At 68.2% G+C, this 23,009-nt stretch carries 22 protein-coding genes; 18 read left to right on the plus strand and 4 right to left on the minus strand.

All coding sequences use genetic code 11. The features are described 5' to 3' along the window. The first annotated feature begins 152 nt into the window (after positions 1–152). From GGC47_RS12885 to GGC47_RS12930, 10 genes are all read left to right on the plus strand, one after another. Complete coding sequence (locus tag GGC47_RS12885; protein ID WP_038364649.1) at positions 153–1,685, plus strand: ABC transporter substrate-binding protein; 1,533 nt, start codon at positions 153–155, stop codon at positions 1,683–1,685. Continuing rightward, positions 1,682–2,635 carry an ABC transporter permease gene (locus tag GGC47_RS12890; protein ID WP_133560527.1) on the plus strand — a complete coding sequence of 318 codons (954 nt, stop codon included), beginning with the start codon at positions 1,682–1,684 and terminating at the stop codon, positions 2,633–2,635. Before GGC47_RS12885 ends, GGC47_RS12890 begins: the two co-directional genes overlap by 4 nt. Further along, entirely contained in the window at positions 2,632–3,459 is an 828-nt protein-coding gene (locus tag GGC47_RS12895) for an ABC transporter permease (RefSeq protein ID WP_166652887.1), read from the plus strand. Before GGC47_RS12890 ends, GGC47_RS12895 begins: the two co-directional genes overlap by 4 nt. A gap of 44 nt (positions 3,460–3,503) precedes the next feature. Continuing rightward, positions 3,504–4,331 (plus strand): creatininase family protein, encoded by an 828-nt coding sequence (locus GGC47_RS12900; protein ID WP_038364642.1) that lies wholly within the window; start codon positions 3,504–3,506, stop codon positions 4,329–4,331. Between the two features lie 78 nt (positions 4,332–4,409). Continuing rightward, a complete protein-coding gene (locus tag GGC47_RS12905) occupies positions 4,410–5,465 on the plus strand; it encodes an extracellular solute-binding protein (RefSeq protein WP_038364639.1) in 1,056 nt (351 codons plus the stop codon). 21 nt (positions 5,466–5,486) lie between these two features. Then, positions 5,487–6,542, plus strand: coding sequence for an ABC transporter ATP-binding protein (locus GGC47_RS12910; RefSeq protein WP_142022325.1), 1,056 nt, complete (start codon positions 5,487–5,489; stop codon positions 6,540–6,542). After that, positions 6,539–7,381 carry an ABC transporter permease gene (locus GGC47_RS12915; RefSeq protein ID WP_142022324.1) on the plus strand — a complete coding sequence of 281 codons (843 nt, stop codon included), beginning with the start codon at positions 6,539–6,541 and terminating at the stop codon, positions 7,379–7,381. Before GGC47_RS12910 ends, GGC47_RS12915 begins: the two co-directional genes overlap by 4 nt. Further along, a complete protein-coding gene (locus GGC47_RS12920; protein ID WP_038364633.1) occupies positions 7,378–8,166 on the plus strand; it encodes an ABC transporter permease in 789 nt (262 codons plus the stop codon). Before GGC47_RS12915 ends, GGC47_RS12920 begins: the two co-directional genes overlap by 4 nt. 68 nt (positions 8,167–8,234) lie before the next feature. Beyond that, positions 8,235–8,912, plus strand: coding sequence for an RraA family protein (locus GGC47_RS12925; RefSeq protein WP_038364631.1), 678 nt, complete (start codon positions 8,235–8,237; stop codon positions 8,910–8,912). Between the two features lie 56 nt (positions 8,913–8,968). Then, on the plus strand, positions 8,969–9,934 hold the full coding sequence (locus GGC47_RS12930; RefSeq protein WP_142022477.1) for a 2-hydroxyacid dehydrogenase: 966 nt from the start codon (positions 8,969–8,971) through the stop codon (positions 9,932–9,934). A gap of 9 nt (positions 9,935–9,943) precedes the next feature. Here GGC47_RS12930 and GGC47_RS12935 read toward each other — a convergent pair whose 3' ends face one another. Then, entirely contained in the window at positions 9,944–11,830 is a 1,887-nt protein-coding gene (locus tag GGC47_RS12935; RefSeq protein ID WP_142022323.1) for a TRAP transporter large permease, read from the minus strand. A gap of 189 nt (positions 11,831–12,019) precedes the next feature. Between GGC47_RS12935 and GGC47_RS12940 the strand changes: the two genes are divergently transcribed. Next, entirely contained in the window at positions 12,020–12,487 is a 468-nt protein-coding gene (locus GGC47_RS12940) for an MmcB family DNA repair protein (RefSeq protein ID WP_133565880.1), read from the plus strand. Positions 12,488–12,623: 136 nt separating this feature from the next. Beyond that, positions 12,624–13,793 carry an MFS transporter gene (locus GGC47_RS12945; protein ID WP_142022322.1) on the plus strand — a complete coding sequence of 390 codons (1,170 nt, stop codon included), beginning with the start codon at positions 12,624–12,626 and terminating at the stop codon, positions 13,791–13,793. A 74-nt stretch (positions 13,794–13,867) separates the two neighbouring features. Here the strand turns inward: GGC47_RS12945 and GGC47_RS12950 are convergent, their stop codons facing one another. From GGC47_RS12950 to GGC47_RS12960, 3 genes are all read right to left on the minus strand, one after another. Then, the gene (locus GGC47_RS12950) at positions 13,868–14,434 is read right to left on the minus strand and encodes an ActR/PrrA/RegA family redox response regulator transcription factor (RefSeq protein ID WP_038364622.1); all 567 of its coding nucleotides are present in this window, start codon (positions 14,432–14,434) and stop codon (positions 13,868–13,870) included. Positions 14,435–14,522: 88 nt separating this feature from the next. After that, positions 14,523–15,842: an ActS/PrrB/RegB family redox-sensitive histidine kinase gene (locus GGC47_RS12955; protein ID WP_038365158.1), complete on the minus strand. Its 1,320-nt coding sequence runs from the start codon at positions 15,840–15,842 to the stop codon at positions 14,523–14,525. A 29-nt stretch (positions 15,843–15,871) separates the two neighbouring features. After that, positions 15,872–16,018, minus strand: a complete 147-nt coding sequence (locus tag GGC47_RS12960; RefSeq protein WP_185747972.1) for a hypothetical protein — start codon at positions 16,016–16,018, stop codon at positions 15,872–15,874. Positions 16,019–16,144: 126 nt separating this feature from the next. Here GGC47_RS12960 and GGC47_RS12965 point away from each other — a divergent pair, with 126 nt between their 5' ends. The 6 genes from GGC47_RS12965 to GGC47_RS12990 all read left to right on the plus strand — a co-directional run bounded on the left by GGC47_RS12965 (position 16,145) and on the right by GGC47_RS12990 (position 23,004). Beyond that, a complete protein-coding gene (locus GGC47_RS12965) occupies positions 16,145–17,446 on the plus strand; it encodes a polyhydroxyalkanoate depolymerase (protein ID WP_081925507.1) in 1,302 nt (433 codons plus the stop codon). 74 nt (positions 17,447–17,520) lie between these two features. Next, complete coding sequence (locus GGC47_RS12970; protein ID WP_142022321.1) at positions 17,521–18,261, plus strand: M48 family metallopeptidase; 741 nt, start codon at positions 17,521–17,523, stop codon at positions 18,259–18,261. A 104-nt stretch (positions 18,262–18,365) separates the two neighbouring features. Next, the gene (locus GGC47_RS12975; protein WP_142022320.1) at positions 18,366–18,581 is read left to right on the plus strand and encodes a hypothetical protein; all 216 of its coding nucleotides are present in this window, start codon (positions 18,366–18,368) and stop codon (positions 18,579–18,581) included. Between the two features lie 113 nt (positions 18,582–18,694). Beyond that, on the plus strand, positions 18,695–19,852 hold the full coding sequence (locus GGC47_RS12980; protein ID WP_142022319.1) for an amidohydrolase: 1,158 nt from the start codon (positions 18,695–18,697) through the stop codon (positions 19,850–19,852). 3 nt (positions 19,853–19,855) lie between these two features. Beyond that, on the plus strand, positions 19,856–21,364 hold the full coding sequence (locus tag GGC47_RS12985; protein ID WP_429068315.1) for a serine hydrolase domain-containing protein: 1,509 nt from the start codon (positions 19,856–19,858) through the stop codon (positions 21,362–21,364). Between the two features lie 50 nt (positions 21,365–21,414). Beyond that, a complete protein-coding gene (locus tag GGC47_RS12990; RefSeq protein ID WP_142022317.1) occupies positions 21,415–23,004 on the plus strand; it encodes an ABC transporter substrate-binding protein in 1,590 nt (529 codons plus the stop codon). Positions 23,005–23,009: the final 5 nt, after the last annotated feature.

Consider the following 23,009-nt stretch of genomic DNA (forward strand, 5'->3'; position numbering starts at 1 on the left):
GTGCACCTGCCGACTGTGATTCATGCTGTTTTGGCCTGTCGGGCGCCGCATTCGAGCGGCTGCCGTCGGCCGGGCACGGCATGGCGATTGCACATCGCGGGCTGACGCGGAGATCAGCAGCACGCGCGCCAGCCAGAGCAGAGGATCAGCCGATGAGCATCTCCCGCCGTTCTCTCTTAGGTGCCGGTCTTGCCGCTCCGGTACTGGTTTCGCCCCTGTTCAGGCAGTCCGCGCAGGCCCAGCGCGCGAACGGCATCATCCGCTACGGCCTTTCCGCCTTTCCGCCCAATCTCCAGCCCTGGGTCTCGACCGGCGCCTCGGCCGGCACGGTCAAGATGCTGATCCATCGCAGCCTCGTCTCCTACGGGCCGGACGGGGAATTGCGCGGCGAGCTCGCAGAATCCTGGTCGCGTGACGCCGAGGGGGCCTGGGTCTTCAAGCTCCGCCCGGGCTGCGTCTTCCAGAACGGCGACCCGGTCACCGCCGACGACGTCAAATGGTCGATCGAGCAGATCGCCGGCGAGAAATCGACCGCCTATATGCGCGCCCAGTTCCAGAGCATTGAGCGCGTCGAGATTCCCGATCCGGCGACGGTCCGTCTCGTCACCAAGGAGCCGCTGGTGACGTTGCCGAGCTGGTTCGGCAACTACAACACCTTCATCCTCTCGCGGAAATCGACGGCGAACGAGCCGATCGGCGCCGGCCCCTTCCGGCTGGTCGGGCAGGAGCGCGGCACCTCGCTCGACCTCGCGGCCTTCGACAAGTTCTACAAGCCGGGCTTTCCCAAGCTCAAGGGCATCAAATTCGTCGTCTATGCCGACGAGAACCTGCGCAACGCGGCGTTGATGTCCGGCGATGTCGACATGATCGAATACGTGCCCTGGCAGTCGATGGCGGCGGTGGAGGCCGATCCGCGCCTCAAGCTCGACAACCAGGAAGGGCCGTTCATGGACGTGCTCTTCAACGGCACCAAGCCGCCCTTCAACGACCCGCGCGTGCGCCGCGCCGTCGCCCATGCCGTGCGCCGCGAGGACATCGTCAAGGCTGCCTTCTTCGGCCGCGGCAAGCCGCTCGAAGGCCTGCCGATCGTCGAGGGCACACCCTGGTACGACGACAAGCTCGCCCATGGCTGGAACTACGATCCGGCCCGCTCCAAGGCGTTGCTGGCCGAGGCCGGCTTCGCCAACGGCTTCCAGACGACGCTGCTGTCGACCGCCCAGTTCGGCATGCACAAGGACACCGCCGAGATCGTCCAGCAGCATTTGGCAGCGGTCGGCATCCAGTGCGAATTGCAATTGCCGGACTGGTCGACCCGCGTCAGCCGCGGCATGCGCGGCCAGTACGACATGGCGATCCACGGCGTCTCCTCCGACAACAACGATCCGGACGGGCTGACGGTGGTGCTCGACACCACGCTGTCGCCGGCGCATGGCCGCTCCTTCAAGGTCGATGCGCCCCGCACCATCGCGGCCCTCGCGCGGGGCCGGGCCGAGTTCGACCAGGCCAAGCGCGTCGCGATCTACAAGGAGATGCAGGCCGCCGCCTTGGAGGAGGTGCCGCTGGTCGGCCTCGCCTGGCGCCAGCAGGGCTATGGCATGGACAAGAACGTGATGGGCTTCGTCAACCTGCCCGGCGCCCTGACGAACTCCTCCGGCAACATGCTCGAGCAGACCTATTTCGGATGAGCACGGCCTGGCTGACACGGCGGGTCCTGCTGACGCTGGCGATGGCCTGGGTGGTCGCGACCATCGTCTTCCTGGCACTGCACATGGTGCCGGGCGATCCGGCAGAGCTCCTGCTCTCGACCTCGGGCGCGGCGCCCGATCCTGCCTCCGTCGCGGAATTGCGCGAGAAGCTCGGCCTCGACCTGCCGCTGCTCACGCAATACGGGAACTTCCTCGCGGGTCTGCTGCGCGGCGATCTCGGAAACTCCCTCGTCGATGACTACCCCGTTCTGCAGGAGATCGGGCTGCGGCTGCCGCGCACGCTAGAACTGATCCTCGCCGGCACCGTCATCGCCGTCATCTTCGGCGTGCCGGCTGGGGTCTATGCGGCTGTCCATCGCGGCGGAGCCTTCGACCGCGCGGCGTCCTGGATCACGGCGCTGCTGCTCGCCGTGCCGGTCTTCGTCGTCGGTACGCTGCTGGTGCTGCTGCTGGCGCAGACGCTGCGGCTCATGCCGGCGGGCGGCTATGTTCCCTTCGCCCAGGATCCGGCGCAGCATCTCAAGCTGCTGACGCTGCCCGCCATCGCGATCGCGAAAGGCCTGGCGGCGGTGCTGTTTCGCATGACGCGCGCGGCGACGCTCGATGCGCTCGCCCATGACTATGTCCGCACCGCCCGCGCCAAGGGGCTGTCGCCCCGCCGCGTCCTCGTGGTGCATGTCCTGCGCAACGCCCTGAACCCGGTCGTCACCGTGCTCGGCCTGCAGATGGGCACGCTGCTCGGCGGTACCGTGCTGGTCGAATATGTCTTCAACTGGCCGGGCCTCTCCACGCCGCTGCTGCGGGCGGTCGAGGGGCGCGACTATCCGATGGTGGTCGGCATCATCCTGACGATCTCCGTGCTGTTCCTGCTGATCAACCTCGCCGTCGAGCTCCTCCATGCGGCGATCGACCCGCGGGTGCAGGCATGAGGCTCGCACGCGCCAAGGGCCTGAGGCGCCTGATCCTGCCCGCCGGCGTCGTCGGCCTGATCGTGCTCGTCGCGCTCGCCGCCCCGCTCCTGCCGCTGCCGGACCCGATCCGGCAGGATGTCGCCCAGCGCCTCGCCGGCCCGATGTCGGGTTCCTGGCTGGGCCGGGACGAGTTCGGCCGGGACGTGCTCTCGCGCCTGATCTGGGGCGCGCGCACCAGTCTCTCCGTCGCCTTCGCCTCGGCTGTTGTCGCCGGCCTCTTCGGGGTCACGCTCGGCCTGATCGGCGGCTGGACCCGGAGCTGGGGCGCCTTCCTGACCGTGCGCAGCGTCGAGATCATCATGTGCTTTCCGCCGGTACTGCTGGCGCTCTTGGTGGTCACGCTGCTCGGACCGGGCGCAGGCACGCTGCTGCTCGTGCTCTCGGTGCTCTACGTGCCGGGCTTCGCCCGCGTGACCTATGCCGAGGTGCTGGCGGTGAAGGGCCGCGACTATGTCGAGGCGACCCGCGCGCTCGGCGCCACCTCCACGCATCTGCTATTCCGCACCGTGCTGCCGAACATTGCCGGCCCTCTGCTGGTGCAGTTCTCGCTGGCGGTCGCGGCGGCGGTGGTGATCGAGAGCGGTCTGTCCTTCCTGGGCCTCGGCGTCGTGCCGCCATCGCCCTCCTGGGGGCTGATGATCCGCGGCGCGCGGGCGACGATGGAGCAGGCCCCGCTGCTGCTGCTCTGGCCCTGCGCCGCGCTGACGCTGACCATCCTCGCCATGAACCTGCTTTGCGACGCCTTGCGCGATCTGCTCGATCCGCGCACGGCGGAGCACTGATCTCACCGCTCTATCAAGATCAAGCCTGAAGGAAGGACGAAGCCATGGCCGCCAAGACAGATCCCCTCGTTCACATGGGGACGATCACGGGCGGGGAGGCCCGCCAGATTCTCGAAGCGAACCCGGTCATCCTGCTGCCGATGGGCAGCCATGAGGATCAGGGCCCGCACGCGCCGATGGGCGACTATCTCCTCGCCGAGAAGATCGCCGAGCTCGCCGCCATCCGCGCCACCAAGGCCGGCACGCGCACGCTGGTGGCGCCCGTCCTGCCCTTCGGTGGGGCAGACTGGTTCGGCGCCATGACCGGCGGCATCGCCATCTCGCAGGCGACGCTGACACAGGTCATCGCCGAGATGGTCGAGTCGCTGCACCGCAACGGCCTGACGCGGATCATCGTCATCAACGGCCATGGTGGCAATGTCGGGCCGATCGCCGAGGTCGCGCGCGAGCTCTATCTGCGCGAGCAGATCGTGCTGCCGAGCCTCTATCTCTGGCGCATCGGCTACGGCCTCCTGCCCGGCATCCTCGGCGGCGCCGACAAGGCGGCGGCGGTCGCCGGACACGGCTCCGATCCGCTGACCTCGATCGGCCTGCACCTCTTCCCCGAGCTGATCCGCAAGGACCTGATCCCGGAGGGCAAGCCGCTGAAGAAGGACCCGGTTCTCGATCTGCAGTTCACCGGCCTCGGCACGGCGAGCTTCGAGGGCCATGAGGTCGCGATGCCCAACGAATACGACGAGGTCTACAATCTCGGCGTCGCCAAGGGCGATCCGCGCCTGTGCTCGGCCGAGACGGGCGCTGCCCTCACCGAGAAGCTGACCGATATCTGCGCCCGTTTCATCGCGCATTTCGCCAGCAAGGTCTCGGCCTGACGATTCCGCCTGCCGCGGTCGCCCGCGGCAGGCTCGCCCATGCCCAGCGTTCGCACTCGCCAGTTGCAGGAGGTCCCCATGCCGACACGCCGCCTCATCCTCAAGACGGGTCTTGCGACCATCGCCATGCCGGCCGTTCTGCGCGCGCAGGGCCTCAGCGGTCAGATCACCCTGCAATCCTATTCCGGCATCTTCCAGGACAACTACACCAAGGCGGTGATCGAGCCCTTCATCGCGGCCAATCCGGGCGTGAAGGTCAATTTCGTACCCGGTGGCACCTCGGCCCAGATGGTCGGCACCATCCGCGCGCAGAAGGCCGACCCGCAGATCGACGTCTCGATCATGGACGTCACCACCTCCAGCATCGGCAATCTCGAGGGCCTGTTCGAGAAGCTCACCCCGGCCGAGTTCCCGGTGCTCGACGAATTGCTGCCGGAGGCGCGCAAGGCCGGTGGCGAGTTCGGTCCGGCCGTGACCTTCGACCATCTCGTGCTGGTCTATGATGCGGCGCTGACCCCGCCGCTCGCTAAACTCGCCGATCTCTGGCGCCCGGATCTGAAGGGCCAGATCGCCCTTTCGGCCCCGCCGAACATCCAGGGCCTGGCCCTGACCGCCATGGTCGAGAAGATGGAAGGCGGCGACTATCGCAAATCGATCGACGCCGCGATGAAGAAGCTCAGGGAGCTCGCCCCCTCGGTCAACACCTTCGAGCCCAATCCGGACGGCTACTCGCTGATCCTGAACGGCGTCGTCAAGGTCGCGACCGGCTGGAACGCCCGCTCGCAGCTCTATGGCGATCAGTCGAACGGCAAGATCCGCACGCTGCTGCCGCCCGAGGGCTCGGTCTTCCAGATCAACACCATCAACCTCAGCGCCGGCTCGAAGAACCGCGCCGCCGCTGCCGCCTTCGTCAGACACGCCCTCTCCCAGCCGGCGCAGAAGGCCTTCACCGAGCGCATGTTCTACGCGCCGACCAACGCCAAGGCCCAGATCGACGCCAAGGCCGTCGCGCGCACCGCCGCCGCGCCGGAAAGCCGCTCCACCATGATCCCGCTCGACTGGAACGACATCCTCAAGGTGCGCGACCAGTGGAACAATCGCTGGCGGCGCGAGGTCATCGCGGCGGCGCGCTGAGCGGGCAACGGGTAAGCGACGATGAGCTATCTCGAACTTGCCGGGCTGCAGAAGCGCTATGGCGCCTCTGTCGCAGTCGACGACGTCTCGCTCGCCGTGGAGAAGGGCGAGGCGGTCGCGCTGCTCGGCCCCTCCGGCTGCGGCAAGACGACGACCTTGCGGATGCTGGCGGGGCTGGTCGAGCCCGATCGCGGCGCAATCCATGTCGATGGCGCCGCGATTACCAGTTTGCCGGCTCACAAGCGCAATATGGGCTATGTCTTCCAGTCCTATGCGCTGTTTCCGCATCTGAGCGTGGCTGGGAACGTCGCCTTCGGGCTGGAAGAGCGTCGCCGGCCGAAGGCCGAGATCGCGCGGCAGGTCGAGGATGCGCTGGCGCTCGTCCGTCTCGCGGGGCTCGACCAGCGCCGCCCGCGCGAGCTCTCCGGCGGGCAGCAGCAGCGCGTGGCGCTGGCTCGCGCGCTGGTGATCCACCCCTCCGTGCTGCTGCTCGACGAATCCCTCTCCAACCTCGACGCCAAGCTGCGCGACGCGATGCGCCACGAGATTCGTTCGATCCAGCGCTCGCTCGGCATCACCACGCTCTTCGTCACGCATGATCAGGTCGAGGCCTTGACCATGTGCGATCGTATCGCCGTGATGCATCGCGGCCGCATCGCCCAGATCGGCACGGCCGAGGATATCTACGAGCGCCCGGCGACCCGCTTCGTGGCCGAATTCGTCGGACGCGCCAACGCCCTGCCGGCGACGCGCGGTCCAGACGGCAAGGTCCTGCTCTGGAACGAACCGCAGCCCGTCACCGCTCCCGCCAGCGAGGAATTCGACGTCTTCGTGCGGCCGCAACGCATGCGCATCGTTCAGCGTTCGGAGGCGGTCGGCGCGGAGAATGTCCGAGTGAGCGGGCGCATCCTGCGCAGTGTCTTCGTCGGCGACCATGTCGAGGTGCTGGTTGAGGGCGCGGGCGGGCAATTGACGGTCGAGATGCCGTCGGGCAGCCCGGCGCTGGCTGAGGGCGCCGAGGTCGCGGTTATCTGGCGGGCGCAGGACAGCCTGCCCTTCCCGCGCGAGGCGCCATGAGCGCGACGCGTCGACTGCCGCTGCTGCTGGTACCGGCCGGACTCTTCGTGCTGGCCATCTATGCCTGGCCGACCCTGCTCCTGCTGCGCAACGCCTTCAACGAAGTCGGCCCGACCGGCGCGCTGGTCGAGGCCTGGTCGCTGAAGACGGCTGCCGACACCTTCGCCGACGGCTTCACCTTCGAATTGACCTGGAACTCGCTCTGGCTCTCGCTCGTCGCGACGGCGATCGCGCTGGCCCTGGCCTATCCGCTCTCGCTTTTCCTGTTCCGCACGACCTCGCGCTGGCGCAGCATCCTGGCCGTGATCGCCATCCTGCCGATGCTGATCTCCGGTGTCGTGCGCGTCTTCGGCTGGCTCGCCATTCTCGGCGACCGCGGGCTGGTCAACGGCCTGCTGCAATGGCTCGGCCTGATCTCGGCGCCGCTGAAGCTCGTCTTCAACTGGACCGGCGTCACCATCGGCCTGGCCGAGAGCATCATGCCCTACATGCTCCTCGCCTTGCTCGCCGGCTTCGGCCAGCTCGACCGGACGCTGGAGGAGGCGTCGCGCTCGCTCGGTGCCTCGCCGTTCCGAACCTTCCTGCGCGTGACGCTGCCGCTCAGCCTGCCCGCCATCGTGCTGGCGGCGGGGCTCGGCTTCGTCCTCTCCATGTCGGCCTATATCACGCCGAAACTGCTCGGCGGCGGGCGTGTCTTCGTGCTGGCGACCGAAATCTTCGAGCAGGCGACGACCAACACCAACTGGCCGGCGGCCGCGGTGCTCGCGCTCTACACGCTCGTGCTCCTGCTGGTGCTGCTCGCCTTCTCCAACCTGCTGGCCCGGAGGCTGAGGCGATGAACGGCGCCGGCCCCGTCCTCTCCGGCATCGCGGCACTCGTCTATGCGCTGATCCTGGCGCCGATCGTCGTGGTCTTCACGCTCGCCTTCTCGGCGGATAATTTCATCCTGTTCCCGCCTTCGGGCTACTCGCTGCGCTGGTTCCAGGCGCTCGCCGGCAATGCTCCGCTGCTGTCGGCGCTTGGCTTGAGCGTGCAGGTCGCGAGCGTGGTGACGCTGTGCTCGCTCCTCGTCGGCGTGCCCGCCGCGCTGGCACTGGCCAAGGGCGAGTTCCGCGGCAAGGACGCGCTGACCGGCTTCTTCCTCGCGCCGCTGCTGCTGCCGACGCTGATCACCGGCCTCGCATTGCTGCTGTTCTTCACGCCGCTCCGGCTCACCGCGACGCTGCCCGGCCTCGTCCTCGGCCATATGACGGTGACGGTGCCCTTCGTCATCCGGATGATGGCGACGGCCCTCGCCAACCTGCCGCACGACATCGAGGCGGCCGCCGCGACGCTCGGCGCCACGCCCTGGCGGGTGGTGCGGCGCGTGACGCTGCCGCTGGCGGCGCCGGGTCTGATCGCCTGCGCCTGCCTGTCCTTCCTGCTCTCCTTCGACGAGACGGTGATCTCGCTCTTCATTGCCGGCCCGCGCGCCTCGACCCTGCCGGTCGAGATGGTGCGCTATGTCGAAGGCCGCACCGACCCGCTGATCGCGGCGCTCTCGGTCGTTCTCATCATCGCCACGCTGATCGTCGTCGTCGCGGTCGAACGCCTTGTCGGCGTCGCCCGCGCCGTCGGACGATAGCTTGGAAGCATCATGTCGTCCGAAAACCGGTCCCCACTTTTCGGCATCATGCCTCAGGAGAAGACACCATGCCCGATTACCGCATCGCCCCCATGCCCGAGCAGCTTCCGGCCGCGCTCGTGGAGAAGCTGCTGAAGGTCGAGACCGCGACCGTCGGCCACTCCCAGCATTGGGGCTTCATGGATCGCGGCATCCAGCCGTTGCTGCGCACGAAGCGCATCGCCGGCGCGGCGGTGACGCTCGCCATTCCCGGCCAGGATTCGACTTTGCTGCATCACGCGCTCGGGCTGCTCCGGCCCGGCGACATCCTCGTCGTTGACCGCCTGGGTGACGACAAGCACGCCTGCTGGGGCGGCGGCGTCACCGTCGCGGCCAAGGCGGCCGGCGCGCTCGGCGGCATCGTCGACGGCCCCTGCACCGATCTGACCGAGATCCAGGATTCCGATTTCCCGATGTGGTGCCGCGGCATGTCGCCGATCACCACCCGCCTCTACAATCTCGGCGGCACGCTCAACCATCCCATCTCCTGCGGCAATGTGCCGGTGAAGGCGGGGGACGTGATCCTGGCCGACGAATCCGGCGTGCTGGTGCTGCCCCGCGAGGAGGCCGAGGCGATCGCCGACGCGGCCATCGCCCGGCAGGAGCGCGGCGAGAAGACGCAAAACCGCGTCAAGGCCGGCGAGAAGCTCGGCGACATCTCCGGCGCCACCAAGATGGTGCTCGACGCGCTGGCCCAGAACGGCTGAGCCGCCTCGTCCCGAAGCCCCCACGACACCTTCGCCTTCAAGACCGGAATCCCATGATGTCTGAGACCATCGTCCTGCTCGATATGACGACGCCGGAGCGCGCCGACCGCCTGCGCGCGCTCCTGCCGCCGGGCTTCGTCCTGACCCATGGCACGGCGCGCGGCGACGAGCATATGAAGGAGATCATCGCCGAGGCCGACTATGCCATCTCCGGGCAGGTCGGCGTCTCGCGCGAGGTGCTGGCGGCGGGCAGGAAGCTGAAGCTCCTGCACAAATGGGGCGTCGGCTACGACAACATCGACATCGCCGCTGCGAAGGAGCTCGGCATCAGGGTCGCGCGCACCACCGGCTCCAACGCCGTTCCGGTCGCCGAATTCGCGCTCGGGCTGATGCTGTCCTCGCTGCGCTTCATCGCCTATGGCCATGAGGAGCTGAGACAGGGCCGTTGGGCGACCGGCAAGCTGCCCAGCGACACCTACATGCTCTCCGGCAAGACGGTCGGCATCGTCGGCTTCGGCGCCATCGGCAAGAACGTCGCGAAGCTGCTCAAGGGCTTCGGCTGCAAGATCCTCTACAGCAAGCGCACGCCGCTCAGCGCCGCTGAGGAGGCCGAGCTCGGCGTCAGCCATGCCTCGCTGGCGCAGATCCTGGCGGAGGCCGATGTCGTCTCGCTGCACTGCCCGCTGACGCCGGAAACCACGAACCTGATCGATTCTGCCGCCCTCAAGGCGATGAAGAAGACGGCGGTGCTGGTCAACGTCGCCCGCGGCGGGGTGGTCAACGAAGCCGATCTGGTCACGGCGCTGCGGGCGCGGGAGATCGCGGGCGCCGCGATGGACGTCTATTCGGTTGAGCCGCTGCCGCCGGACAGCGAGTTGCTGACCCTCGACAATATCGTGGTGACGCCGCATCTCGCCGCCATGGCGGCCGATAATTTCGCGCCGACGGTCAAGCGCATGTTCGCCAACATGGTGCATGTCTCGCGCGGCGAGCCCGTGCCGGAGCGCGACATCGTCGTCTGACCGGCAGCCTCAACTCCTGAGGAAGCCGATCGATATCCACGGGACTGCTGCGACGATCAGCAGCCCGATGAGAAGGGCCGCGATATAGGCCCAGATGTATTTGAGGCCATCGTCGGGGTTGATCTTCGAGATGGCGCAGGCACCGTAATAGCCGACGCCGAAGGGCGGGGCGAAAAGGCCGATGCCCATCGCGAAGATCACGACCATCGCATAATGGACCTCGTGCACGCCGAGCTGGTGGGCGATGGGGAAGACGAGTGGCCCGAACAGCACGATCGCCGGGATGCCCTCCAGCACCGAGCCGAGGACGGTGAAGGCGACGATCGAGATGCCGAGGAAGCCCCAGCTTCCGCCGGGCACGGCGGCCATGGCCTGGGCGAGGTCGCGCGAGAAGCCGGACTGGGTCAGGCCCCAGGCCATGGCGGTGGCGCAGCCGATGATGAAGATGATGGCACCGGTGAGGGAAGCGGTCTCGACCAGCATCTTCGGCAGGCGCCGCCAGTCGAACTGGCGGTAAAGCAGGAGGCCCGCCAGAATCGCATAGGCGATACCAATGGTCGAGACTTCGGTCGCCGTGGCGACGCCCTCGACGACGGCGGCTCGGATGACGAAGGGCAGCGCGATGGCGGGTGCCGCGATCAGGGCGAGCTTGGCGATCTCGCGGCGGGAGAAGCGCGTGACGTTGCTGAGATCCTCGCCCCTGCAGCGCCACCAGACGACGACGCAGAGCGCAGCACCGAGCACGACGGCGGGCAGCATGCCGCCGGTGAACAGCGCGGCGATCGAGACGCCAGTGACCGAGCCGATGGTGATCAGCACGATCGAGGGTGGGATCGTCTCGGTCTGGGCGCCGGTGGCGGAGAGCAGCGCGACGAGGTCGCCGGGCTTGGCGCCGCGCTTCTGCATTTCCGGGAAGAGCACGGGGGCGATCGCGGCCATGTCGGCGATCTTCGAACCGGAGATGCCGGAGACCAGATACATCGCGCCGATCAGCACATAGGACAGCCCGCCGCGGACATGGCCGAGCAGCGAGGCGAGGAACTGGATCATGGCGCGCGCCATGCCGGTCATCTCGATCAGGGCGCCGAGGAAGATGAAGAGGGGGACGGCGAGCAGGATGAGATGGCTCATGCCCTCGTCGAGCCGGCCGACCATGACGAGCATCGGTGTCGAGGTCGTGCAGGCGAGATAGCCGAAGGTGGCGAGGGCGAAGGAAAAGGCGATCGGCACGCCGGAGAAGACGTTGAGGGCGACGACCCCGACGAAGAAGACGATCAGGTTGAGCTTGCCGAGCGGCTTCAGCATTGGGCCGGCGAGCCAGAACAGGACGACGAGCGCGAGCGTGACGGCGCCCGCCAGCAGCACCGGCTTCCATGAGCCGAAGCGGACGAGGCGCAAGCAGGCGACGACGAGCATCAGGGCGATGCCGATGGGGAGCGCGCCCGCACGCCAGGCATTGGAGATCCCCAGCGCCGGGGTGACGATAAAGTTCTCTTCTTCCGCATACTCCAGCGCATGCGGCAGGATCATCAGCAGGAAGGCGATCGCGGCGGTGATGGCCAGCGCCTCGAGCACCGCACGGGTGCCGGGCGAGACGCGGCTGACAAGGCCGGTCATGCGCATATGCTCGCCGCGCCTGAGCGCGATCACCGCGCCGAGCATCGACAGCCACAGGAACAGGATCGAGGCGAGCTCGTCGGACCACACCAGCGGTGCGTGGAAGACGTAACGCGCCAGAACGCCGGCGCCGAGCAGCGAGATCTCGACGACGACCAGAATCGCCGCGATCGTCTCGACCAGCAGGCCGAGCACCCGCTCGACAGGGGCGGCAGCGCGCCCAAGCGCGGTCGCGGAAACATCCGCCGAAATCGGCAGGCTTGCGCCGTGAGCATCCATCGAGACGTTTCCGCTTATCGTATTTTGAGCCCTTATAGGCCGGGGTGGGTCCGGGAGACTAGCCGTAACGTCGGGTTCTCCCGTTCGGCATGCACGCACCTCGATGCGTTCGGCCGCCTGGCTCAGGCCGATATCCCGTCAAGCAGCTTCGCGGGTTGCCTTTTTGGAAACAAAGAGAGAACATGGGCTATGTCTCTCACCGACGCCATTCTCAACCCACCGCCGGCGCGGCCGGATATCACCCGCGCCGTCTGCCGGGGCGCCAGCCGGCATCTGCGCGAGCGCGGCCATGCCATCGTCAAGGAGATGACCTTTGCCAATGGCCGACGCGGCGACATCGTCGCGCTGTCGCCCGCGGGCGAGCTTTGGGTGGTCGAGGTCAAGTCCGGGCTCGCCGATTACCGGGTCGACGGCAAATGGCCGGATTACCGCGACTATTGCGACGGCTTTCTCTTCGCCGTGGCGCCGGAATTCCCGCGCGAGATCCTGCCTGATGATGTCGGGCTGATCGTCGCGGACGCCTATGGCGGCGAATTGCTGCGCGAGCCGCCGCGCCATCCGCTCGCGCCGGCGCGCCGAAAGATGCTGACCATCGCTTTCGCGAAGCTGGCGGCGGGGCGGCTGGCGCTGCTCGAGGACCCGCCCGGCGCGGGCTGAGCGTCGGAGACGGCTGCGTTGCGCGTGGCGGGGCGCCCCATCGTGAATTCATATCACAGATGATGATCCGTCTCTCATACTAATTCACAGCCGCTTCAGGGGCTATCTCCGGGACAAATCGTATCCGGAGGCTTCCATGCCCGTTGCCCTTTATGCCCTGACCGTCGGTGCCTTCGGCATCGGCGTCACCGAGTTCGTGATCATGGGCCTGCTGCTGCAGGTCTCGGGCGATCTCGGCGTGTCCATCCCCGTCGCCGGCCTGCTGATGACCGGCTATGCGCTCGGCGTCTTCGTCGGCGCGCCCATCCTGACCATCGCGACGCGCGGTCTGCCGCGCAAGACGACGCTGCTCGTGCTGATGGCGATCTTCACCCTCGGCAATCTTGCGGCCGCCCTGGCGCCGAGCTTCGCCTGGCTGATGACGGCGCGCATCGTGACCGCGCTGGCGCATGGCACGTTCTTCGGCGTCGGCTCGCTGGTGGCGACGAGCCTCGTCGCGCCCGAGCGCAAGGCCTCCGCCATCGCGATCATGTTCACCGGCCTGACGCTTGCGACCCTGCTCGGTGTGCCCTTCGGCTCCTGGCTCGGCCTCGCCTTCGGCTGGCGCTCGACCTTCTGGGCGGTCACCGCCATCGGCATCCTGGCTTTCCTCGTGCTCGCGGCCTTCGTCCCCGCCGACAAGGAGCGCGTCGTCCCGGGGCCGCTCGCCGAGGAGCTAAAGGTGCTCGCTCGGCCCCAGGTCCAGCTCGGCCTCGTCATGACCGTGCTCGGCTTCGGCGGCATCTTCGCGATCTTCACCTTCATCCAGCCGATCCTCGTCCAGCTCGCCGGCTTCAGCGAGGCCGCTGTCTCGCCGGTGCTGCTCGTCTTCGGCGGCGGCCTCGTCGTCGGCAACCTGCTCGGCGGTCGCTGGGCCGACCGGAGCCTGGCGCCGGCGCTGATCGGTTCCCTCGCCTTGATGACCGCGGCGATGTTCGCGTCGGGCTTCGCCTTCCACAGCCAGACCGGCGCGGTGATCGCCGCCTTCGTGCTGGGCGCGGCGGCCTTCGCCACGGTGGCGCCGCTGCAGATGTGGGTGCTCCAGCAGGCGGGCGGCGCCGGCCAGGGCCTTGCGTCCAGCCTGAACATCGCCGCCTTCAATCTCGGGAATGCGCTGGGCGCCTGGCTCGGCGGGCTGGTGATCTCGCATGGCCCCGGCCTTGGCGCGATCGCGCCGGTCGCCGCGCTGGTGCCGCTCGCGGCGCTGGGGCTGGCGGCGGTCGCGCTGACGTTGGATCGGAAGGCCGCGCGAACAGTCTGCGCCTGAGCGGTTGCCGACCGATCCAAAAAAGGGCTGCCGGACGATGAGTCCGGCAGCCCTTTTTCATATCCGCAGAGGGTTCAGCGCGGTGCGCGCTTGGCGAGGATGCGCTGCAAGGTGCGCCGGTGCATGCCGAGGCGACGCGCCGTCTCGGAGACGTTGCGGTTGCAGAGCTCATAGACGCGCTGGATATGCTCCCAACGCACCCGGTCTGCCGACATCGGATTTTCCGGCGGCGAGGGGCGGGCGTCGCGGGCGGCGGCCAGCGCGGCGTGGATTTCATCGGCATCGGCCGGCTTGGCGAGGAAGTCGAAGGCGCCGAGCTTCACGGCGCTGACCGCCGTCGCGATATTGCCGTAGCCGGTCAGGACGACGCCGCGCGCATCCGGGCGGCGCTCCTTCAGCCGGGCGATCACGTCGAGCCCGTTGCCGTCGCCGAGCCTGAGATCGATCACCGCGAAGGCGGGAGCCGCCTCTTCCACGGCGGCGAGGCCGGCCGCGACGCTGTCGGCGATGCGCACGATATAGCCGCGGCCTTCCATGGCGCGGGCGAGGCGGGTCAGGAACGGCTTGTCGTCGTCGACCAGCAGCAGGGACATGTCGGCGCCGGTTCCGGGCCTGTCGATCTCGCTCTGGGTATCCTGCATTCTGGTCTCCTTGCCGCTTGTCCATGCGCGCTGCGGTTGCGCGGGTTTTGGGATCGTTTCGGTTGTTCGCAGGGCTTTGGCCCCGCGCTCAACCCCTCTCATGTAGTGCGGATGGCGGGGCTGCGGTACCCCCGAAGGCCGGAAGGTCGGCTTCGAAGATGTCGCGGGGCCAGTCGATCCGGATCGAGGCGCCGCTCTCCGGCGCCGGCCGGTTCGAGAATTCGATCGAGGCGCCGCCGCGTTCGAGCAGCGTCTTGGCGATGAAGAGCCCGAGGCCGAGCCCGCCGCCGGCGCGGTTCTCCGCAGTCCCGCGCGAGAGATAGGGCTCGCCCGCCCGCATCAGCACGTCGGGCGGAAAGCCCGGCCCGTCATCGGCGATGGTCAGCGTGACATGGCTTGCGGTCCAGGATGCACGGATCGTCACGGCCGCGCGCGCGAAATCGACGGCGTTGTCGACGATGTTGCCGAGGCCGTAGATCATGCCGGGATTGCGTCGGCAGACCGGCTCCGGCTTCTCGCCTTGCATGGTGATCTCGAAGGGCACGCCGAAGGGTCGCTGCGGCCCGGCCGTTTCCTCGATCAGCAGGCGCAGCGTCAGCCTGTCGAGCGGGCCGGCATCTTCGTCCTGCAGGCTGGAGAGCTTGGCGAGGATGCCGCGGCAACGCTCGACCTGCTCGCGCAGCAGCGCGATGTCCTCCGCCATCTCCCCGTCGGGCGGGGCGAGGCGCGTCAGCTCGCGGGCGACGAGCGCGATGGTGCCGAGCGGCGTGCCGAGCTCATGCGCGGCAGCGGCGGCGAGCCCGTCGAGCTGCGAGAGATGCTGCTCGCGCGCCAGCACGAGCTCGGTCGCCGCCAGCGCATCGGAGAGGTCGCGCGCCTCCTTGGCGACGCGCCAGGCATAGATGCCGGTGAAGGCGAGGCCCAGCACCAGCGCGGCCCAGTTCCCGAGCTGGTAATAGGGCGGCAGGGTCGGCCGGTCCGGCCCGGCCCAGGGCAAAGGCAGGTGGAAGCGGCTGAGCACGGTCGCCAGCGCCGCGGCGAGCAGGCCGAGCACCAGCGTGCGCTGCGGCGGCAAGGCGGTCGCCGAGATCAGCACCGGCGCCAGGAAGAGGATGGCGAAGGGGTTCTGCAGCCCGCCGGTCAGGTAGAGCAGCGCCGCGAGCTGGACGATGTCGAAGGCCAGCAGCGCGGTTGCCGGAGCGTCCCTCAGCCGGTGGCTCAGCGGAAAACGCACGCGCAGCGCGATGTTGAGCCAGGCCGAGATCGCGATGACGCCGAAGCACCAGCCGAAGGGCAGGAGGAAGCCGAGGCCGAAATGGACGCCGGCGACGGCGACGCTCTGCCCGGCGATGGCGAGCCAGCGCAGGCGCACCAGCGTGTCGAGCCGCAGGTGCCGGTTGGAGCGCATCAGGGCAGGCGTCGTCAGGTCGGAGGCCGTCACTGTTCCAGAACCTTGCCCAAGACCTTGCCCAAAATCTCGCCTAAGACCGCGTTCGACACCCCGTTCAACACCTTGCGATTGCTGCCGTCCTGGCTCCGTCCGCGCCGCTGCGGAGCGAGGTTCCTGCCATTGGCCATCCACATGTCAGAGAATCTTAGCCTTTAGCCGGGTTGAATGAGAACAAAATCAACGTAAGGTGCGTTGTTGCGACGCATCATCGTTTTGCTGCGCCGCCGGAAGGACGTCGAAATCGCATGTACGGGGCCGCCATGTCGTTTGCCTATCATGCCTATGAAGCGGTTCACATGCTGGTGAGCCCGATGCGCGGCGTCTCGGACGCGATGCAATTGGCGTTCAAGAACCCCGCCAATCCGCTGACCTATACGCCGATGGGCCGCAGCGTCGCTGCGTCCTGCGAATTGTTCGAGCGCATGACCCGCCGCTACGGCAAGCCGGCCTTCGGCCTCGACGAGACGACGATCAACGGCGTCAAGGTTCCGGTCGAGGAGCGCGTCGTCTGGGAACGGCCCTTCTGCAAGCTCGTCTATTTCGACCGCAAGATTCCCGGCCGCCGCAAGCCCCAGCCCAAGGTGCTGATCGTCGCGCCGATGTCCGGTCACTACGCCACGCTGCTGCGCGGCACGGTCGAGGCCTTCCTGCCCGGCCACGAGGTCTACATCACCGATTGGGCCGATGCCCGCCTCGTGCCGCTCTCGGAAGGCCGCTTCGATCTCGATGACTACATCGATTACGTCATCGACATGGTGCACAAGCTCGGCCCCGACACGCATGTCATGGCGATCTGCCAGCCTTCGGTGCCGGTTATTGCTGCGGTCGCGCGGATGGAGGCCGAGGGCGACAACGGCGCGCCGCGCTCGATGACGCTGATGGGCGGGCCGATCGACACCCGCCGCTCGCCCACCGCGGTCAACCAGCTGGCCATGGAGCGCGGCACCGACTGGTTCCGGCGCAACTGCATCACCACCGTGCCGTTCCCGCATATGGGCGCGTTCCGGCAGGTCTATCCCGGCTTCATGCAGCTGTCGGGCTTCATGGCGATGAATATCGACCGCCACGTCACCGCCCATTACGACATGTTCAAGCATCTCGTTTCCGGCGACGGCGATTCCGCCGAGAAGCACCGCGATTTCTACGACGAATATCTCGCGGTCATGGATCTGACGGCGGAATTCTACCTGCAGACGGTCGACACCGTCTTCGTCAAGCACGCCTTGCCGAAGGGCGAGATGATGCATCGCGACAAGCCGGTCGACCTCACCGCCGTCCGGCGCGTCGCGCTGATGACCGTCGAGGGCGAGCTGGACGACATCTCCGGCGTCGGCCAGACCAAGGCGGCGCATGATCTCTGCGTCAATATTCCCGACGCGAAGCGGGTCCACTATCTCCAGCCCAAGGTCGGCCATTACGGCGTCTTCAACGGCTCGCGCTTCCGTGCCGAGATTCAGCCGCGCATCTCCGATTTCATGGTCAGCCTCGACATGGAGGCCGCCAAGGATCGCCGCGACGAGAGCGCGGGCGAGCAGCGCAAGGCGTTGAAGATCGCGGGCTGAGCCTTCCCGGCTGACGGAGGCTGCGGCGCGCAGCCTCTTCCGCATCGCCCGCGAATCCCGCACAATCACCGCGCATGCGCATCTCCCTGTTCAAGCGCCAGCCCGACCCGGACCGCATCGACGTGGTCCATGCCGGTCAGCGTTTTCCCGTGCTGGTGAAGCGGCGCGCCAATGCGCGGCGCATGACCCTGCGCGTCTCGCAGGCGACGGGCGAGGTCACCCTGACCTTGCCCGAGCGGGCCGATTTCGCCGCCGGCCGGGCGTTCGCCGAGAATCATGGCGGCTGGATCGCGGCCCGCATCGCCAAGCGCCCCCTCGCCGTGCCTTTCGAGCCCGGGCAGGTAATTCCGCTGCGCGGCGTGCCGCATCGCATCGTCCACTGGTCGAAGGCGCGGGGCGTGACGCAGACGACGACGGACAAGGACGGCGCGCCGATCGTCGCGGTGGCGGGCGAGGGCGCCCATGTCCCGCGCCGGGTCAAGGATTTCCTCAGGCGCCTTGCGCTCGAGGATCTCGAGAAGGCCGTGCGCCGCCATACCGCCAATCTCGGCATCCCCGCCCGCAAGATCACGATTCGCGACACCACGAGTCGCTGGGGTTCCTGCTCCGCGCAGGGGCATCTGAATTTTTCCTGGCGGCTGATCCTCGCCCCGGCCTTCGTGCTCGACTATCTCGCCGCCCATGAGGTCGCCCATCTCAAGGAGATGAACCACTCGCACCGCTTCTGGGCGCTGACGCACAAGCTCTGCCCGCGCACGGAGGAGGCCGAGGCTTGGCTCAAGCGCCATGGGGCGGGGCTGCACGGCTTCGGTTGAGGCGTCGCGGGCAGGCTTCGCCAGCCCTCTTTCCGCCGTTAACCACTTTCTGAAAATTGTGCCCGCACACTGGGCGTCGATTCGCCTTCAGTGTGAGTATGCTTATGGGTCAGGTCATCGCGTTCCGTCGTCCGCCGCAGCCCGCCCCGGCCGGGCAGCCCGTCCTGGGCCTGTTGTCGGCGGTTGATTTCGCTCTGCGCGACCTCGCCGAGATCATGCCCCACATCGCCCTCGATTCCGCCCGCCAGCAGGCCGAAGCCTGCCGCGCCATGCTGGCCGAAGCGTTCGACGCCGAGATCGAGGCCGAGCTCGGCAACTGAACCGTCGCTGCATGGCGCCCCGGCCTCCGTGAGGCTTGCCGGGGCGTCAGAATTGTCGAACCTCTGAGGGAAAGAGCCGGCTGAATCGCTGGCTGGCCGTGGGAGGTTTGCGGATGTTCCTGAGCAACAGCGACATGGTCGATCTGGTCGATCTCAGGCATCGGCTGCATCGCCGGCCCGAGATCTCCGGCGAGGAACGCGAGACCGCCGCGACCATCGTCGCCTTCATCGAACCGACGCAGCCGGACCGCATCGTCACAGGCCTCGGCGGCCACGGCGTCGCGGCGATCTACGAGGGCACCGAGCCCGGACCGACGGTGATGATCCGCGCCGAGCTCGACGCGCTGCCGATCGAGGAACTCTCCAGCAGCGATTATCGCTCTGAAATCCCCGGCAAGGGCCATCTCTGCGGCCATGACGGCCATATGACCATTCTGGCCGGGCTGGCGCGCGGGCTCCACCGCAATCCGCCCAGGCGCGGCCGCGCCATCCTGCTGTTCCAGCCGGCGGAGGAGACCGGCGCAGGAGCGGCCGCCGTCATCGCCGATCCGAAATTCGCCGGGATCGCGCCCGATTACGCTTTTTCCCTGCATAATCGCCCGGGCGTGCCGGTCGGCCATGCCCGCATTTCGGAAGGCGCGGCGAACTGCGCCTCGCGCGGTATCAGGATCGTGCTCACCGGCGAAACCTCGCATGCCTCGACGCCGGAGCATGGCCGCTCGCCCGCGCCGGCCATCGCGACGCTGATCCCCGCCCTGACGGCGCTTGGGCCGGGCGGCCCGCTCGACGAGCATTTCCGTCTGGTCACCGTCACCCATGTCGAGATCGGCGAGCCGGCCTTCGGCATCGCGCCCGGCCATGGCGAGCTCTGGGCGACGCTTCGCACCGTCAACGACGCGCAGATGGGCGCGCTCTGCGCGGCGGCGGAAGCGCTGGCGCGCGAGGCGGCGGAGGCGAGCCGGCTGACGGTCGAGATGAGCTATCACGACATCTTCCACCATTGCGAGAACGAGCCGGAGGCCGTGGCCATGCTGCGCCGGGCGATGGACGAGGAGAACGTCCCGCACGGGCCGACCAAGCCGTCGCGTGGCTCGGAGGATTTCGGCCTGTTCGGCCGTGGTGCGAAATCGGCGATGTTCCTGCTCGGTTCGGGCGATACCGCCCATCTGCACAATCCGGATTTCGACTTCCCGGACGACGCCATCGGCACCGGCGCGCGCGTCTTCATGCGGGCGCTGCGCAATCTCCTCGGCGAAGCGCAGCCGGCCTGAGTCATGGCAGCGAATTGGACAGGGGCCGCCGCGCGCGCGGCCGACATCGCCGCCACCTGGGATCGGGACGCCGGGCCGGGTGGCGCCGTCGTGCTCTTCGACCGCGACGGGGTTCGCGAGGCGTTTGCCGGCGGGTTCGCCAGCATCGAGCACGGCCTGCCCTTCACGCCCGCCACGCCGAACCGCTTCGCCTCGATCAGCAAGCATGTGCTGGCCGTCGCGCTGCTGCGCGAGGGCGTCCCGCTCGATGCCCCGCTCGGCCGCTGGCTGCCCGAACTGCCGGAGCCCTTGGCCGCGGTCGAGCTCGGCCGCGCCCTCGACATGACCGGCGGCCTGCCGGACATGATGGAGGCCTTCTGGCAGCAAGGCGCGCCCTACACGGCGACCTTGAGCGCCGACGAGATCTACGCGCTCGCCTGCCGTTTCCCGTCATTGAGTGCGCCATCGGGCACCGAGATGGCCTATTCCAACACGGGCTGGAGGCTGGGGCAGCGCATTCTCGAGAAGCTGACCGGCAAGCCCTATGGTGAGACCGTCGCGGCGCTGTCGGGCGAATTCGGGCTCTCCTTCCGCCTGCCCTATGACAGCGCGGAGATCGTGCCCGGCCTCGCCACCGGCTATTGGCGCGATGGCGCGGCCTGGCGGCGCGGCCATTACGGCTTCCATTTCTCCGCCTCCGGCGGCATCGCCGGTTCGGCCGCCGACCTCGCCGGCTGGTTTTCGGCTTTGCTCGCCGGCCGCGGTCCGCTCGCCGGCATGCGGGAGCGGCTGACGGCGCCGCGCCATTTCGCGGATGGCAGCGAGAGCGTCTACCGGCTCGGGCTGGTCTGCAGCCGTCTCGGTGGCTTCGACATCGTCGGCCATGGCGGCTCGCTGCCGGGCTATCGCAACCACGCCCTGATGGCGCCTGCGCGCGGCGTCGGCGTGGTCGTGCTGACCAATCGCGAGGAGGAGGCGCTCTGGCCGGCGCTGACGGTGCTGGCGGCCTTGCTGGGAGAGCCGCTGCCGGCTGCGGCAGAGGCTCCTGTGGGGCTCTTCGCCAGCGAGGAGGGCCCGTTCTGGGCCGAGCTGACCGCCGATTCGATCAGCTTCATGGGCGGTTATGAGCGCCTCGTCGCCGATGGCGAGGGCAGCCTGCGCAGCCTGCCGGCCTATCTCGACATCCGCCTGCGGCGGGAGGGGGCGGACGGCCTCGCCGGCCTGATCGGCGGCGTCCGGCGTTCGCTGCGGCGCGTGCCGGCCGACACGCCGTTCGACGCGCGATTGATCGGCCGCTGGCGCGATCCGCATTTCGGCACGGAGATCGCGATCCGGCCGGATGGCACCGCGCTATGGCCCTGGCCGGCCGGCGGCACCGCGACCCGGCTGACGCCGCTGCCCAACGGCCGGGCGCTGGCCGATCTCGCGCACGGACCCTGGCGGGCGCGACCTTGCCTCTGGCTCGACAGTACCGGCGGTTTGCGGGTCGCCGGCCACCGGGCGAGGATCTTGCAGATGGAGCGTGTCGACTAGGCGCTCCTGAGGGGGAGGCGCCGGCCTGACGAAGACTGGAGGAGGTTCCCATGCGTCTACCCCGCCTTGCAACGGCTCTCGCCCTGGCGGCGACGGCCCTGCTGCCCCTTGCCGCCCGGGCACAGACGCAGCCGGCGCCGAACCGGGTGCTGCGCGTCGCGCCGCATGCCGACCTCAAGACGCTCGATCCGGTCGCCGCCTCCATCGTCATCACCCGCATGCACGGGCTGATGATCTACGAGACGCTCTTCGCCTGGGATTCGAACCTCCTGCCCAAGCCGCAGATGGTCGAGAGTTTCGAGACCTCGCCGGACAAGCTGACCTGGTCGTTCACCCTGCGGCCCGGCCTCAAATTCCACGACGGCCAGCCGGTGACGACGAAGGACGTCATCGCCTCGCTCGCGCGCTGGATGAAGCGCGACACCATCGGCGGCAAGCTCGCCGAATATACCGAAGGCATGGAGGCGGTCGACGCCAGGACCTTCAAGCTGAAGCTCAAGCGCCCGCTCGCGCTGGTGCCCTTCGCGCTCGGCTCCGCTGTCGGCCAGATCCCGGTGATCATGCGCGAGGCCGATGCCAAGAGCGACCCGATGAAACCGATCACCGAGGCGATCGGCTCGGGCCCCTTCACCTTCAATCGCGCGGAATGGCGCAGCGGCTCGAAGATCGTCTATGACCGCAACCCCGATTACGTGCCGCGCTCCGAGCCGGCCGACGGGCTCGCGGGCGGGCGGGTCGTCAAGGTCGATCGCGTCGAATGGCTGATCATGCCGGATGCCGCGACCGCCGCGGCCGCGCTCCAGACCGGCGAGATCGACATCTGGGAGCAGCCGAGCCAGGACCTGATCCCGACGATCACTTCCAATCGCGACGTCAAGGTCGAGCGTTATTCCAACCTCGCCAATCAGGTGATGCTGCGGCCGAACCATCTCTATCCGCCCTTCGACAATCCCAAGGCCCGGCTCGCGCTCGCCTATGCCACGGACCAGGCCGATTTCCTCGCCGCCGGCTTCGGTGACGAGGAATGGTGGAAGCGCTGCAACGCCTATTTCGTCTGCGGCAGCCCGAACGGCACCGAAATCGGGGCGGAAGGCTATGCCAAGCCCGATCTCGAGAAGGCGCGCCAGCTCCTGAAGGAAAGCGGCTACAAGGGCGAGAAGCTGGTGCTCTCGACCAGCAATGACATCGCGCCGATCGGCCGCATGGCCGAGGTCGCGGCCGATTCGCTGAAGAAGGTCGGCTTCAATGTCGAGGTCCAGTTCGCCGATTGGGGCGCTGTCACCACCCGCCAGCAGAACAAGAGCCCGCCGGATCAGGGCGGCTGGAACCTCTTCGTCACCTATGCCTCCGGCGCGACCATGCAGTCGCCGCTGACCAATATCGGCACCAACATGGCCTGCGAGCGCGCCTGGGCCGGCTGGCCTTGCGATGCCGAGGCCGAGAAGCTGCGCGGCGCCTTCGTCGATGCGCCCGACGATGCCAGCCGGCAGCTTGCGCTCGAGGCGCTGCACAAGCGGCTGGCGGAGGTGCAGCCTTACCGCGTGCTCGGGCAGTTCGATCAGCCCTATGCCCGTCGCAGCAATATCAGCGGCGTGCTGGCGGCGCCGGTCATGCTGTTCTGGAACATCGAGAAGAAGTGAGGCCG

Source organism: Allobosea sp. OAE752 (genome assembly GCF_050433265.1).
Classification (GTDB): domain Bacteria; phylum Pseudomonadota; class Alphaproteobacteria; order Rhizobiales; family Beijerinckiaceae; genus Allobosea; species Allobosea spartocytisi.